This window comes from Sphingobacterium deserti (genome assembly GCF_000757725.1).
GTDB lineage: Bacteria > Bacteroidota > Bacteroidia > Sphingobacteriales > Sphingobacteriaceae > Sphingobacterium > Sphingobacterium deserti.
In genome coordinates this window covers 26,553-42,087 of the sequence record NZ_JJMU01000032.1, presented here as the reverse complement: position 1 = coordinate 42,087, position 15,535 = coordinate 26,553, and the positions used below count along the sequence as shown (strand labels likewise).

At 42.1% G+C, this 15,535-nt stretch carries 9 protein-coding genes; 3 read left to right on the top strand and 6 right to left on the bottom strand.

What is annotated here, in order from left to right; genetic code table 11:
- Nucleotides 1–149 precede the first annotated feature (149 nt).
- The 3 genes from rimM to DI53_RS19605 all read right to left on the bottom strand — a co-directional run bounded on the left by rimM (nt 150) and on the right by DI53_RS19605 (nt 4,349).
- Entirely contained in the window at nt 150–686 is a 537-nt protein-coding gene (gene rimM / locus DI53_RS10580) for a ribosome maturation factor RimM (protein WP_037498862.1), read from the bottom strand.
- 87 nt (nt 687–773) lie between these two features.
- Nucleotides 774–1,304: a 30S ribosomal protein S16 gene (locus DI53_RS10575; protein ID WP_037498859.1), complete on the bottom strand. Its 531-nt coding sequence runs from the start codon at nt 1,302–1,304 to the stop codon at nt 774–776.
- 135 nt (nt 1,305–1,439) lie between these two features.
- Entirely contained in the window at nt 1,440–4,349 is a 2,910-nt protein-coding gene (locus tag DI53_RS19605; protein ID WP_052072337.1) for a leucine-rich repeat domain-containing protein, read from the bottom strand.
- A gap of 214 nt (nt 4,350–4,563) precedes the next feature.
- Here DI53_RS19605 and DI53_RS10565 point away from each other — a divergent pair, with 214 nt between their 5' ends.
- The gene (locus tag DI53_RS10565; RefSeq protein ID WP_037498855.1) at nt 4,564–7,950 is read left to right on the top strand and encodes a UvrD-helicase domain-containing protein; all 3,387 of its coding nucleotides are present in this window, start codon (nt 4,564–4,566) and stop codon (nt 7,948–7,950) included.
- A 62-nt stretch (nt 7,951–8,012) separates the two neighbouring features.
- Entirely contained in the window at nt 8,013–10,913 is a 2,901-nt protein-coding gene (locus DI53_RS10560; RefSeq protein ID WP_052072336.1) for a PD-(D/E)XK nuclease family protein, read from the top strand.
- Nucleotides 10,914–11,108: 195 nt separating this feature from the next.
- Here DI53_RS10560 and hpt read toward each other — a convergent pair whose 3' ends face one another.
- A complete protein-coding gene (gene hpt, locus DI53_RS10555; protein WP_037498852.1) occupies nt 11,109–11,660 on the bottom strand; it encodes a hypoxanthine phosphoribosyltransferase in 552 nt (183 codons plus the stop codon).
- Between the two features lies 1 nt (nt 11,661).
- Nucleotides 11,662–13,740, bottom strand: a complete 2,079-nt coding sequence (locus DI53_RS10550; protein WP_117624878.1) for a transglycosylase domain-containing protein — start codon at nt 13,738–13,740, stop codon at nt 11,662–11,664.
- Between the two features lie 277 nt (nt 13,741–14,017).
- Here DI53_RS10550 and DI53_RS10545 point away from each other — a divergent pair, with 277 nt between their 5' ends.
- Entirely contained in the window at nt 14,018–15,079 is a 1,062-nt protein-coding gene (locus DI53_RS10545) for an Mrp/NBP35 family ATP-binding protein (RefSeq protein ID WP_037498849.1), read from the top strand.
- On the opposite strand, the gene DI53_RS10540 is transcribed toward DI53_RS10545, so the two are convergent.
- Nucleotides 15,076–15,318 carry a hypothetical protein gene (locus tag DI53_RS10540; protein WP_131555237.1) on the bottom strand — a complete coding sequence of 81 codons (243 nt, stop codon included), beginning with the start codon at nt 15,316–15,318 and terminating at the stop codon, nt 15,076–15,078. The two genes, DI53_RS10545 and DI53_RS10540, sit on opposite strands and share 4 nt — an antisense overlap.
- Nucleotides 15,319–15,535 lie beyond the last annotated feature (217 nt).

The following is a 15,535-nucleotide window of genomic DNA, read 5'->3' as shown; positions in this document are numbered from 1 at the left end:
AGTTAAAAGTTAAAAGTGAGAAGTCAAAAGTGAGAAGTCAAAAAGTCAAAAGTGAGTGGTCAAAAGTTAAAAGGGAGAAGTGGGAAGTTAAAAGTTAAAAGGGCAGTTCCTACCGCCCTCGATTTAATTTGCATGACCAATAAGATACACTAAGACTCTTCGGTGCCTCGGTATAGATCTACTAAGCCTTCAGGCAGATTAACCTCCAGAACTTGTTCTTCGGCGTCAATGGCCAGAATCAGATCTTCATTAAGTGGAAACAACAACTCGTGCCCATTAAAATCAACCGTCGCAATAAATTGCTGTGGAAGCTCCTGAACATGGGTAATCTCTCCAATTTCGCCTTCTTCTTCATCCACAACAAGAAAACCTATCAAGTCGGAATATCGAAAATCATCTGGATCACGTTCGGGCATTTTATCATTTGGCAGATAAACCTTTTTCCGAATCAGCAGCTGTGCTTTATCAATATGATCCACATCTTCTAGGTTGAGATAGGCGGTACTATTTTTCTGCAATTTAATAGTGTCTACAAAGTAGGGAACTAGCTTTTTGTTCATTTCAAGAAATAACACATCGAAATCAAGCTCCATGTAATCCTCAAATTCAAAGAAAAGTTGCAACTCACCTTTTAGACCACGTGTTTTGGTGATGTATCCAATATAAAAAGCTTCGTTAAGTTCCATTCTGGTAATAAAATTAAATGTCAAAAATAAGCAGTAAAAAAGCCGAATCCTAAGGGTTCGGCTTTCTTGAATCTGTATGAATAGTGATTATCCTTCAGTTTCTTCTGACGCAGGAGCTTCAGTTTCTGCTTCTTCAGCAGCTGGAACTTCTTCCGCAACAGGCGCATTTTTTGCAGCTATTGCAGCAGCTTTGTCTGCATTTTTCTTAGCTTCAGCAGTAAGAGCAGCTTTCTTAGCTTCTTCTTTAGTCTGAGCTAAGCCTGTTTTCTTACCTTCGATCTTTGCATTGTTACCTTCAGACCAATTTGCAAATAGCTCTTCAGCTTTCGCATCGTCGAATGCACCTTTTTTAACACCACCTTGTAAGTGTTTTTTGTAAAGAACGCCCTTTGTAGAAAGGATAGTACGAGCAGTGTCCGTAGGTTGTGCACCTTTGTTTACCCAATCCAACGCCTTGTCGAAATCCAAGATGATTGTTGCTGGATTCGTATTTGGGTTGTAAGAACCGATACGCTCGATGAATTTACCATCACGTGGAGCACGTGAATCTGCTACTACTACGTGGTAAAAAGGCTTTCCTTTTTTACCGTGTCTTTGCAATCTGATTTTAGTTGCCATGTTTTCTTTGTGTTATGTATTCAACATATCCCCCGTGCTTCATGCAAGAGGGGATGCAAAGATAGTAATTAAAAAGGAAAAATTAAAAAGTAAAAAATAGGGGAATGAATAGTGGATTTACCAATTTCCCCTTTTTTATTTCGTTCCATTATTAACCATCCTCAACGTTATATCTTTAATGACAGCGGCTTGCCTTTCGTCCAGCTTAGCGGCGGGTAACCAGTCTAATATTAAATCGTAGCCCCAACGTCGATTGATCTGTCCTTTAAACCCATCAGGAGAAAAATTACCGCGTTTCCCCGAAACTATAGTATTAATAGCGCATAGATAATCAAAGATCGGCAAGAGATCACCTTCCGTTACGCTGCTTTGAATCTTTTTAGCATAGGCCGCCGCCGCTTCGGACTGATCGCACACGATATAAAGCTCAAGGATACAAAGCATTGACATTTCTTTTGTAGCCTTTTGCACATCTGGATGATTAATCTGATATTCATAATAATCCACGGCTTTTTGACATGCCTCTTCCGCATTACTTACCTGCGAAGTTTGCCGGTAAAGCATAGCAACCTGTGTCCAAAAAGTTTTGTCAAAATGACTGGCTAACTCTAAATAATCCTTAAGCGCGTTACTGGTATCTTTCAGCGCGAGGTAACTTTTTGCCCGATATTCAAAATCAGGAACTACGAAGTTCAAAATTCGAACACGCCCTACCGTATCTCGCTGGATAGCGCGTGTTAAATAATCAATGGCTTCTTTGTAATTATGCAGGTGATAGTTTGCTTCACCTATATTTTGAGCATTGCACTGCTCAAGCACCAAATTAGAATCGATAGCAAGCGCTCTCAAATGCATTTCAAGCGTAGATTTATAATCTTTGTCATATAGAAAGTACTGACTACTTTTTTCCATTAGCGCATGTGCCATAGCTTCGTCTTTCGGCAAATCGTCTTCTTCCATTAACCCTATTTGTTGAAAATACAGTAACACTTGGTTTCTTTTTCGAGCATATGAATTTTGATTTTTTGGGAGTTTAGGTAAGCGGTTGTTTCGCAAATCCAATGTAGATAAGAATGGTGCTTCAGCAGTCCCTTTCGGCAGCTCCTCAATTTCATTATTACTCAAATCCAGCTCACTGCCTAGAAAATTACTCCATCCATTAGTTGGTAACTTTGTTATACACGAATTGTTTAAAACAAGCTGGAAATTTTTTCCAGGAATTGTCAGAAAAGATTTCATGATATCGAATGATGAAAAATCGTTATCAGACAGGCTTATGTACTTAATATTGTGCCACCCGCTGAGATTCTTCGGAAATGAAGTAAGCTTGCTAACAGCGACTTTTCGGGGCGTCTTTGGATTATCCTCTCGGTATATTTCTCTAGACCAATCGTACAATGAATAATGCGTTGGAACGTTATTTTGGGCATAGAAATTAGATAGATTTGAAAGCGCTCCAATTTCTTCAGGGACGGCGATTAGCGAGTTAAAACTTATATTTAACGTCTGTAACAGCTTTAACTGACCAATAGTGGTTGGCAAAGCCTTTAAATGGTTGACACTTAAATCAAGCTCTTCCAATTGCTCCAGCTGGCCAATATCCATACTTAATTCGGTCAACAGATTTCTCCCTAACAACATTGTTTTCAACCCTGTTAACTGCGTAATACTTTGTGGGAGTGTTTCTATAAAATTATCTTCAGCGGCCAGATACCGTAGATTTTTCATATCTCCAATATCGTTAGGTAAAGTAGCAAGATTACAGTACGAAAGATTAAGAGAATCAAGCTTAGTCAAATTGCATAGTGAAGGGATTTGTGTAAGCGGATTTGCTTTCATATTCAACGCTACTAAGCCATGCAGATTATTTATGCTAGTTGGAAGCTTCGTTAACCGATTTCCTTGCAATTGCAAGTTGTTTAGGTTATAAAGTAGACCTATATCCTCCGGTAATTTTGCTAGTCCATTGTAGGATAAATCAAGTTGTTTTAAGCTTTCAAGCTTACACAGATCCGCCGGAATCTCCATCTTACCGTTTGATGATAATTTTAAATTGACAAGGTGCCTTAATTTCGAAATGCCGACGGGCATTATCACGCCGCCACGCGTATTCGAAATCTTCAAGTATCGAAGATTGCGAAAATCGTATACCGCGCCAGAGATCGATGCTATTTCTCCACTTTCGACCTTAAGGCTGCGCAAATGCCTGCTCGATTTAAAATTAGCAAGTAAAGCCCCGAGATCTTGAATTTGATTTGAATACAGATAAAGGTGAGTGAGCTTTGGAAACTTCACTAAGCTCTTAAAGTTTTTATCAACACTGAAATACGATAGTTGAAGTTGCTTTACTTTCCTCTGGTTAGAAATAAGCCGCAAGGCGGCTTCAAGGTTGCTATCGTCACTAGGTAAAGATGCGATGTCGATCTCTTCTAAACCTTTCGGCAGCTTCATGCCTAGCGTACTTTTATTCAAGCTGAAGGAGATGCCCTTTAAACCTTTACAAATGTTGATATTTTTAGGTAAGTGGCGCTGACCGGATGCTGTGAAAAACAGGTATCGTAAATTTGGCAACGCAGAAATGCGCGTTAATTCATGCTCGATATTTATTGTTGACGGCCCTTTAAATTCTATGGCTACCAGCTTATGAAGAGCGTAGAAATCCTCAGGTAAAACTGATGTTACTTCAGTTGTCGAATCTTTTTGAAAAAGTTGATATTCGTCAAATGAAATCGATGTCAGGTTGGGGAACAATGGTAAAAAAGAACACAATGTATCGAGCTCTTTCTGTGTATTGAAAGGTATTACTAGGCATTCAATCTTTGACAAGCTATCCTTCAGCTCGAAAATGTACGGTATATCTCGAATAGTGATGGTCGCTTTTTGAAGAACATCATTGGGGTGGTGGTTTTTAATTCCTTGAATCGGGTAGGAAGAACTATTCAATGTGCGTTGATAATCAAATAGGCCTTGGGCTTTTACCACCAAATGAATTGATGATAATAGTACGATACAAGTATAGAATAAGAGGCTTCCAGGAAAATTCATAATTACAGTGTGACAGACTAAATTTAGATATTTATTTAGTAAACGAAAAAAATACTTGACTTTGACACGATATAGGGTTGAACATTGGAAGCTAAAAACATCTCCCTTTACAACGCCGAATAGATCATCTGGTTCAGTCGAATGTTAAAAAATCCTCAATAACTTTGACGGTTATCCGTTTCCCATTATACGGTTTACTTCTTACCTTCATAGCATGAATGCTGTTGCTCCACTAAAAATACTAAAGGCTTCTGCGGGATCCGGAAAGACTTTCAGCTTAACGCTACATTACATCACCTTGTTGCTGACGAATGAAAACAGCTATAGGGAAATTCTAGCCGTAACTTTTACCAATAAAGCGACAGCAGAGATGAAAGAGCGCATATTGACGGTACTCCAAGGCTTAGCCCTCGGTGATCCCAATCGTAAGATCGACGATTTCCGCCAGTTGCTGCTTAAGCAGTCTCCCCAATGGAGTGCAGCAGAAATTCAGGAGAAGGCTTATCGCATTTACCGCAAAATATTGCACAACTATGGGCACTTCACCATCAGCACCATTGACGGTTTCTCGCAGAAGGTAATCCGTGCTTTTACCTACGAGCTTAACCTTGATGCTGCCTACAAAATCGAGATGAACACCAACAAGGTGAAGCAAGACCTTTCCGTGATGCTCAATCAACTATTGGATGAGCGCCCAGATCTGTTAACCTGGATAATGGACTATGCGGATAAAAAAATCGCGAACAATGAAAACTGGAACTACCGCCAGCAGCTTTTAAGTCTAGCCGGTTTGATCTTTACCGAAAATTTTCAGGAATTTAATGCGTCCCTTACGGTTGCTAATCCTAACGAGCTCTTTAGCTTGCTAAATAAGGATATTCAAGAAAAAACCAGCATTTTTCTGGATACCTTTAGCAGTAGCATGGATGCCTTCGCGCAAGCGTTCAACAGCTATCAACTAACGGCAGACGAATTGAAAGGAAAATCGCGCAACAAACTGCTTGCGGCCAGCAAAACAAGTTCAAAAATACACAAGAAATCGTCCAGCGATTTGCAAAAGATTTTTGACAAATATCTAGAGCTGCCTGCCCATGATGATGCTTTTACACTAGCTGATAAATCCGTTCGTGAAGATATCCGACAGGCGCTATTGCCCATACTGCAGCAAATCGCCGAACTGTATACCTTCTTCCCTACCTACATTGCCTACCAAGCGGTTCAAAACAATCTTTATTACCTCCGATTGTTGAAAGAGATGAGCGATCTCTTGAGCCTATGGCGAAAAGAAAACGGCGCTCAACTTATTTCTGACTCCCAGATCTTATTAAACCGCCTGGGATTGGATGAGCAACAAGACCCCACCTTTATATGGGAAAAGATAGGAAACCGCTACCGCTACTTCCTTTTCGATGAATTTCAAGATACATCGAGAATACAGTGGAAAAACTATAGTCCACTCCTGATCAATGCGTTGGGGCAGGCGCAACAGAAAATAAGTGAACATCTTATCGTGGGCGACGTTAAGCAGAGCATCTACCGTTGGCGGAATGGCGACTGGCGTATATTACTTCAACAAGTGGAAGACCAGGTCGGCCAGGCCTTCCATCTTTCTCCGGAACAGCGCCCCACATTTATAGAAAATGGCTCGCTAGAGGTTAACTTTCGTAGTTATCCAAACATCATCACACTGAACAACTATCTATACAGTAGTATCCCTAAGTTGTTGCAAGACGTGCTCAATGAGAAAGTGATGGATAACTTGCAAGCGGAAGCGCAACAATGGTGGATAGCGTCGGGCAATAGCGAAATGCTGACAAAGGCCTACGCAAATAGTGAACAGCAGATTCCGACACACCGTCTTGACGACAAAAGCAAACAAGGCTCTATCGAGATACAATACCTTCCGGTGACCGATGGGCGCTGGCGACGAAATCAAGTGACAGAAGACGCGCTCGATTTACTTTGCGACAAAATTGGAGATTGGCTTTCAACAGGACGCTACACCGCGAAGCAAATTGGCATCCTTGTGCGCAGCAACGCGCAGGCTCGGCTCGTCATCCAGCAATTAATGGCCTATAAAAATCTCAGCGGTGTCAATTTTGAAGTGATCTCCGGTGACGCGCTTTCCTTGGCGTCTAACGATGCTATCCTCTTGCTGTTGGAAACGTTAAAAGCGCTTGTCTATAGCTCGGATAAACATGTTATACATCGAGCAAAAATGGCTTACCTGTTTCAACTGATCAATAATGAGGCGCATTTCGATACTGCTTATTGGCTTGAATTTAAAAGCAACGATCTACAAGCGATTCATTCCATACTTCCGCTGGCGCTCATCGATCAATGGTCAAATTTACAGCAATCACCACTTGTACACCTCGTGGAGCAGCTTATAGAAATTTTTGGGCTCCATATAGAAGGCAGTGTACACCTTCCTTACATCCTGGCATTTAAAGATATGATATCCAACTTTTCTACCGCTGGGGAACGAGGCATCACACAATTCCTGCAATACTGGGAAGAAGATGGGCATACCGCCGCCCTCCCATTCAATGGCAAAGTCGACGCCATTGAAGTCACCACGATCCATAAATCGAAGGGGTTGGCCTATGATGTTGTTATGATTCCTTTTTGTTCGTGGGATTTGGACGGCAAATTAAATGGCGATTTTTGGGTTGATACGCAGGAAACTCCTTTTCAGACTTTGGGAAAAATTCCAATTAAATATAACAGCAGTGTCGGCACTTCCATTTTTTACAAACAATATTTTGAAGAGATGCTGTTTAACTACATGGATGCCCTGAATACATTTTATGTCGCGACGACGCGCGCTATTCAGCACGTCTATATCCTAGCCCCGGCATTTAAAGAAAATGTAGACAAAAAGACCGGCGAAATTATGGGTGATGACGTAAAAAGCGAATACATTAGCGATTTGCTATTTCATTCTTTATCAGCAACTACTGCACCCTTTCGTTTGGAAAATAAACAATTGGTAATTGATCATCCGATCGCGGCAGTCGAAGCGGTAGTATCGCCGAAACGGGAAGAGCAGCCTTCTGGAAATACGAAGGAAGAGCGTATTGCTCTATCCGCCTATCCGATTTCACATGAATTGCAAAAAGCTTTCGATAAATCTGCCAAACGCAACGTCAACAATATATTAATGCTGGAAAAAGCCACGCAATATGGTATTTTTGCGCACGAGATCTTATCGGAAATTTCCAAGGAAGAAGAAGTCGTCCCTATGATTGATCGCTATATCGAAGAGGGAATATTGACATCGGAAGATCGTCCGTTTCTGATGGAAGAAATCCAACGCATCTGGCATCATCCGCAGATAAATCAATGGCTTACGGGAACATACAAAACATGGAATGAAGCGAGCATTATCCTGGAAAGCGGAGAAACCATTCGGCCGGATAAAGTCTTTACAAATGCAGCGGAAACCATCGTACTTGATTTCAAATTTACAAAAGGCGACTATGCTGATCACCAATGGCAGGTAGACAGTTATAAGAACGCATTGATCAATTTGGGTTATCAGAATGTACGCGGGTACCTCTATTATGCGAAATTCAATGAATTAGTCGAAGTTATTTAACCGCCAGCTATACTGTAAGTCAACTAATTGATCATCCACCACCCACTATTTAAATACAAGACATGATTGCTCCTTTCCTACGTTTGGTTGCCGAAGATATCCAAAAACAATTTGGCCGAGATTTATCTGATGTTGCCATTGTTTTCAACAATAAACGTCCTATAGCCTATCTAAAAAAACATCTTGCTGAAGTATACGGTCATGCGATTTGGTCGCCCCAATTTTACACGATACAGGAATTCCTAAAGCAGGCGACGACAGAAACGGAAGCCGGACAGCTCAAACAATTTTTCTACCTCTTTGAACTGCATAATGAACTTTTGCAACAGGAAGGATCCGAACCCGAAACCTTGGAAGAATTTTATCCGATAGCGGAAATTATACTCAGTGATTTCGGTCAGCTTGATTATGAATTGGTTGATATAGACCATATTTATATGGAGCTTTTCGATAGCACACAAATTGAGATTGCTTTTCAACATTTCACAGCAGAACAGCAAGAATTTATACGCCAGTTTTGGCAATCGTTTAGTGCTGCTGGCCATACAGGCACACAACAGCGATTTTTAAGATTATGGAAACGCCTGCCTATCCTCTACCGTCGATTTAAGGAAAAGCTTAAGATGGAAAAACAGCTGAACTACCCTACGTTGTACCGGAATTTGGTAGCAGGAAATGTTGCGGAACCCAACTTTATATCCCGCTATAAAAAGGTGCTTTTTGTAGGTTTCAACGCACTTAGCAAAGCTGAAGTACATCTCTTCAAGAAATGGCAAGAAGAAAATGAAGCGCTGTTTTACTTCGACGCTGACGCTTATTACCTCGAAGACAAACAACAGGAAGCGGGGCTTTTCATCCGTCGCAATATTTTGAACTATGGCCTTCGTAATGCATTAGGCGATTCTCCAAATATCATTGGTAATAGAACTTCTACGGTTCATCTTTATGCAGCCTCAGGAAAAAATAGCCAGACTAAACTGCTCCATGATATTATACAGGAGCAAGCCTTGCTAGAAACAAGTGCTGCCATCTTATTGGCGGATGAAAGCTTGCTGGTCCCGCTTTTACAAAGCCTGCCCGATGTAAAAGCAAATATTACGACGGGTTATCCCTTAGTGCAGTCTCCGCTGTTCGGCTTGCTTGATCTGTGGATGCAGGTGCAGCAGGAGATTACGCACTTCAAAAAACGAAAGATTTCTTTTCAGCATATCGAAACGTTTGTTAATCACCCACTCAGCAAGCTCGATGCTGATGAGCGGACGCAGGTTTTAAATAGGATTGCGGAAAAACAATTGTTTGAAGTGGACATACAAGATATATCCGTAAGCAGTAGCGTGCTGCCTGATTTCTTTCACCCTATCCGCGACAAGCAAAACCTTATTGCTGCCCTTATCGACATCTTAGACCGTTTACTGGGGGCAAGTGATCAACAAGATCGCATTAACCAGATTGATAACAACCTATTTGTCGAAACAAAAAAAGTATTGAACCAACTTCAGCTTGGGATGGAAAATATGGGTGACACATCCGTTCTATTTCAAATCGGGCTTATCCGAAAAGCCATACAGCCTGTAAATGCGGCCATTGAAGGCGACCCCCTACGCGGGTTGCAAATTATGGGTTTGCTGGAAAGCCGATGTCTTAATTTCGACCGCGTATACATCGTTGGCGCCAATGAAGGCATCCTGCCGAAGACATCGAACTCTCCAACTTTTTTACCCAACAGCCTGCGCATGGCTTATGGCCTCCCTGTTCTAGAAAATCAGGATGCACTTTCTGCCTATCTGTTCTACCGCCACTTCCAATATAGCGAAGGGCTATATGTATTCTATAATAGCCTTGTAAGTGAAAGCAGCACCGGAGAGGAAAGTCGCTTTATAAAACAGCTACAATTTGAGAGTAAGTTTAATTTTATCTTGCATAAGCAGCAGCAACCTATCCGCTTTCAAGCACCCAATCCAGAATTGATTATCGAAAAAGATGGAGCTGTATGGGATAAGATGTGGCATGTCTTTATAAAACAACGCCGTAGGATATCCGCCACCGCCTTAACGACGTACCTGCAATCGCCGCTACAATTTTTCCTAAAGCATGTAGCGGAGATCAAAGAACCGCCTACTATCTCGTATGAATTCGAGATGAACCGACTAGGAACCGTTATACACAACGTTATGGAGACGGTTTTTAAACCCTATAAAGGGCTGGAAAGCTGGACAAGTAGCGCAGTTCTTCGTGAGAAAAAAAACATAGTGGAGGCGCAGGTATTACATGAAATTAGCATGCAGTACCACACGCCATACGACTCATTGGACAATTTAAACAGCATGCAACGCATTATGCACAAAATAGCATGCGAATACGTAAAGATGTACCTCGACTACGATATAGAAAACTACAAAGCATTCCGGATCATCGAATTGGAAAATGACGAAGATTATATGCTTGACTTCCCCATCACAATAGACGATGGTGAGGAGCAGGTTCGGCTTTTCGGTATTATTGACCGCGTAGACGAAGTATTGACACGGGATGATGTTGTTAAAACACGAATTGTGGATTACAAAACGGGAGGTGACAGCGTGGTATTCAAAAATTTAGACAAGGTGTTTTCCGCAAATACGGAGAACAAAGCCTTACTACAAACACTGTTTTATGCCTATGTTTTCGAGCAAGTAACGAAGCGCAGACAGCTCGAGCCTCATTTATATGTTGCCCGAAAAATGCGGGAAGAGGGGACTCTCTTTAATAATGGAAAAGAAATGTTAACGGGCGAATCGCTTCAAGCAACTAAAGATGCGTTCGTCCTGTTTTTACGGCGCACTTTGGAAGAGATATTTGATAAGCATATACCGTTTAAGCACAATCCGGATACGACTGTTTATCCGTCGGATCCGTATACCCTTTTTTATCGGAACGCAGCAGCAGTGGATGAGGAAACGACGGAATCGTCACAAGGTGTTTAAAAAGGTTGATAAAAGCCGATTTGTATTTTACAAATAGAAGATCGCTTCGTCGTCGTTCCTCCTTCTCGCGATGACGTTCACACGGCGCGGGAGAAAACGCTAAGACCTCCAAAGGCTACTAATCTGCATCCTCACAAACAGGAGATCGCTTCGTCGTCGTTCCTCCTTCTCGCGATGACGTTCAGGTGTGGCAGGTTAAACGGTCTCGCTATGTACTACATTTTTATAGATATCGGGCAGGTTGCGGCATTGCCCGTTATAATCCAGCCCGTAACCAACTACAAACTCTCTTTCAATCTCAAAGCCTACATAGGTGATGTTATCAAACTCATGCTGTAAGCACTCGGGCTTCATCAACAGGGCACAAACAGCGATACTAGCCACATCCAATTTTTCGAGGGCAGCGATTGTATGTTGTAACGAATTGCCCGAGTCGATGATATCCTCCACAATGATGATCTCCCGCCCTGCTAAATCCATCCCTACCCCGAATAGTTCTTGTATCTGATCCTGCTGAACACCTTGATAAGAAGATAATTTAACAAAAGATACCTCGCAGGGCACATGCACCTGTTTCATAAGATCAGCCATAAACATAAAACAGCCGTTCAGCACGCCCACAAATACGGGGTTCTTATCGGCGTATTTCATGCTGATGTCAATGCCCATTAGCCGAATACGCTTCTTAATTTGTTCGTAGTCTATAAATAGTTCGAAATCGAGATTATCTATTTGGATATGCTTCATTTTACTTTTCCTCTTCTTTTTTATCTTTCCCAAACAACTTCTCGAGCAGACTTTTGCGTGTGCTCTCATCCGCTTCCATTTCTTTCATGATCGCTTCTTGCTCCGGATCTATTTCCATAAACGTGGTATCCACGATTCCTTTTGGACGCGGAGGTCGTAAGCTTGGCTGCAATGTGACTTCGTAGAAACCATAAGCGGCCGGAACAGACTCGTCGTTAAGCTGTTGCAACTTATTCATAATGTACCCATAGGTGTTGAAGTGGCGCTGCACCCAAGGTTTTAAATGACCTGTATAATCAAAGGATGCCAAGCCTTTTTTAGGCCGCGGGATGATGCTGGAAAGGTATAGGCTCTCCCCAATATTTAATTGCGCTGGTGTTTTGCCAAAGTAATAGGCCGCAGCCTCGTGAATACCGTACACATTTTTTCCCCATTCGATGACGTTTAGGTAAACCTCAAACATACGATCTTTACTCACCTCTTTCGAGGACTCCATCAGCCATACTAAAAGTATTTCTTCAAATTTACGCATCATGGTTTTGTTGCGATTTAAAAAGATATTTTTAACAAGTTGCATAGAGATGGTGCTCGCTCCTCTTTTAAAGGCCTTCTCTTTAATATTGGTGGCGATGGATAATTTGAAGGCCTCTTCTTCGAAGCCATTATGCTTGTAAAAATAGGGATCCTCTGTATTTAAAACTGTCTTTTTCAAAATTGAGGACACCTGATTCAGCGATGTGAATTTGGGGTTGGCTGGTCCGACGGTAATCTCGCGCATCAGGACCGTATCTTCAAAGGCCTTGTACACAAAAGGACCGTTCATTGCTCGCACATCAGCACGGCCCCATTTTACCACTTTCAGCTGCTGATCATCCATCTTCGAAGCAAATTTGATATTATCGGGATCATCGAAATTAACAGAAAAGTCCAGATCATAGGCGATCTCCCCCGCGACCTCAATGCCATCTAACGTAGGAAAAAGACCGCGCGGAATGGCATCAAATAGCTTTTGCGCTTCAAACCGCCCCGTGTGTACGGAAAGGCTGATCATCTTATCAGGCTTAGGGAGAAATTTGATATGCGGCCGGAATTCAAATTCTTTGACCCGTATTGTGCTGGAAGGATCAACTTCCAGCGCTAGTTTACCGATATTTATCTGCCCCTCGCCCACTGCTTCCGGAAGCATTATAGGGTCTTCGGATAGACGACGGTGCTGCACATGTAGGTTTTCGAAGGCCCATTTCCCTGCCATTGTAAGAGAATCCTGACTTTCGCGACGCACCTTATCAAGCTCAAACATAATTTTATCGAAACTCACCCGTAGACCGAACTTGCCGTACAAGAAGGGTAGCTCTGTATCCTTCTGTTCCGAGGACACTTCTATACGAAGTTGTTGCCTGTCCGGATTTACATGCCCGGCAAGGTTCCACTGTGCATCGTGGTCGTTTAGAAAAAGGCTGGCTTCAAAATCGCCATCGTCGATAGTCGCTTTGGGAAGTCGCACACGTTGTTGCAAACTATCGTCGCGGTAAGAAAGCTCGAAGTTCTCCAAATCCATATCACGCGGAATTTTAAAGAATACCTGCTTCATCAAGCCGTCTATAAGGGCAGCGTAATTTTGCTCGCGATCGTCGTTGCTTACCGCAGGTTCGTTTTCTTTTTTCTTAAACAAGAAATCATAATTGCTAATCGAATCGTGTTTTATCAGCGTGACGTCTGAATTCTTTAACGAGAGATTTCCTATTTTCACATCCCCAAACAAGAGTGGCCATAAGCGCACAGAGACTGCCATGGACTCAATTTGTGCAAGGGTATCCCTGTTTTCGGGCAACACTTCAATATCGCTAAACGTCACAGTAGTTAAGCCTGTAAACCGATAATCACTAACTTTAAAGTCGATTTCATAGCGGGTAAGTAGGGTCTGCTGTACTTTTTTCACCGCACGATCAAGCATCTCCCCACGAACCGAGAGCCCAATTCCAAGCCCAATCAATAACAGAAGCAGCAAAGACCCACAAATAAGCAGCACCATATTTTTTTGCCTCTTTGATAGCGCTCGTATTTTTTGAAGTATTTTCATACAGTATAATTCAATCTAAACATAGACAAATTGCCTTTTTAATGCAAACAAAATTTGGTCGGAAGAAAACCACATATAAAGGCTCCATCCCCACCGCGAAATTAGCGGCAATCTCGGAGGTGAAATTAGATGTTTTTTTTGAGATGAAACGCTAAAATATGTTATTCCCAACAAGCAGAACTTAGCCACTTTCAAAGCCTGTTATTCATAAACTACAAACATCCATATGACATGATTTTACCCCTCAATATCTATCTTTGTGCGAGACAATGTTATTATGATTACGAAGGAACAAGTATTGCACGCATTAGGCCATGTGGAAGAGCCGGATCTAAAAAAAGATTTGGTTACCTTAAACATGATTCAAAATATTGAAATCTTACCAAATAAATTAAAGTTTGATGTGGTTTTGACTACGCCTGCCTGTCCTTTGAAAGGGCATATCGAGCATGCTTGTCGTAATGCCATAGCGTTGTTTGTGAGCAAAGAGATCGAAGTGGACATCAATATGACTTCTCGCGTTATCGGTACTGAATCTGCGCAGTTGGACGGCATTAAAAATATTATCTTGGTTTCTTCGGGCAAAGGCGGTGTAGGTAAATCAACCGTAGCCAGCAACCTGGCTTTGGCCTTGGCTGAAACAGGTGCAAAAACCGGACTGCTGGATGCAGATATCTACGGGCCTTCTCTTCCTATTATGTTTGGTGTGGAGGGTGCAAGACCAGCATCTGTGCAGACGGCAGACGGCAAGAATAAAATTGTGCCGATCGAAAAATTTGGCTTAAAGCTTCTTTCTATTGGTTTCTTTACTGATCCTAATCAACCTATTCCTTGGCGTGGTCCCATGGCAACTTCTGCTATTAAACAGCTCTTTGGAGACACCGATTGGGGTGATTTGGACTATTTGGTTGTGGATATGCCACCGGGCACAGGCGACATACACATTACGGTGGCGCAATCGTATCCGATTTCGGGTGCCGTAATTGTGACTACACCGCAACACGTTGCCCTTGCGGATGCCATCAAAGGCATTGGCATGTACCAAATGGAGGGTATCAATGTACCAATCCTAGGTATCGTTGAAAACATGGCTTATTTTACGCCAGCAGAATTACCGGACAGCAAATACTACATCTTTGGTAAAGATGGAGGGAAACACCTTTCTGAAAGCAACAACGTTCCTTTCCTAGGTGAAATACCCCTAGTGAAATCTATCGCCGACGCGGGAGATAATGGTTTCCCAATTTTATTGGATACAGATGAAGCGGTTTCACAATCTTATAAGGATATTGCTGGCCGCGTAGCACAAGAGTTAAGTATTTTAGCGAATAAGGTTTAAATAGATACCGCTTCAAAAGCGATATCCCCCCACAACCCTTCCGCCGCATGCCCCGGCAAGTTTAAGTTTTTCGTTATAAAACAGATTGCCCATCGCACAACCTTTCCGCCGCATGCCGCGGCAAGGCAAATACTTTTGTAAGGAGATGTTTTGTTTTTCAAACGGATTGTCCCTCGCTCAAACCCTTCCGCCGCATGCCGCGGCAAGGCAAATACTTTTGTAAGGGCAAAAGTATTCAAAACCCCGTCGCTTATTTTTGTTGCATCCTTTTTGGACAGTGCAAAGGCAAATGACTACAGACGCAACAAAACTGATGCGACATTTCGTTTAATAATGGATGGTGCATTGTAGTATCTTTTCTAATTTCTCACTACGCACTACGCAATACACTGTACTAATCGCTTTCGAGGCGACATTTCTTTTAATAATGGAAAGAAGCGATAAAATATAGAATAC

Bases quoted from the DNA above. Each gene is read 5' to 3' on its own strand.
- DI53_RS19605 (WP_052072337.1), bottom strand. From the start codon at position 4,349: ATGAATTTTCCTGGAAGCCTCTTATTCTATACTTGTATCGTACTATTA.
- hpt (WP_037498852.1), bottom strand. From the start codon at position 11,660: ATGAAGCATATCCAAATAGATAATCTCGATTTCGAACTATTTATAGAC.
- DI53_RS10565 (WP_037498855.1), top strand. From the start codon at position 4,564: ATGAATGCTGTTGCTCCACTAAAAATACTAAAGGCTTCTGCGGGATCC.
- rimM (WP_037498862.1), bottom strand. From the start codon at position 686: ATGGAACTTAACGAAGCTTTTTATATTGGATACATCACCAAAACACGT.
- DI53_RS10560 (WP_052072336.1), top strand. From the start codon at position 8,013: ATGATTGCTCCTTTCCTACGTTTGGTTGCCGAAGATATCCAAAAACAA.
- DI53_RS10545 (WP_037498849.1), top strand. From the start codon at position 14,018: ATGATTACGAAGGAACAAGTATTGCACGCATTAGGCCATGTGGAAGAG.
- DI53_RS10575 (WP_037498859.1), bottom strand. From the start codon at position 1,304: ATGGCAACTAAAATCAGATTGCAAAGACACGGTAAAAAAGGAAAGCCT.
- DI53_RS10550 (WP_117624878.1), bottom strand. From the start codon at position 13,740: ATGAAAATACTTCAAAAAATACGAGCGCTATCAAAGAGGCAAAAAAAT.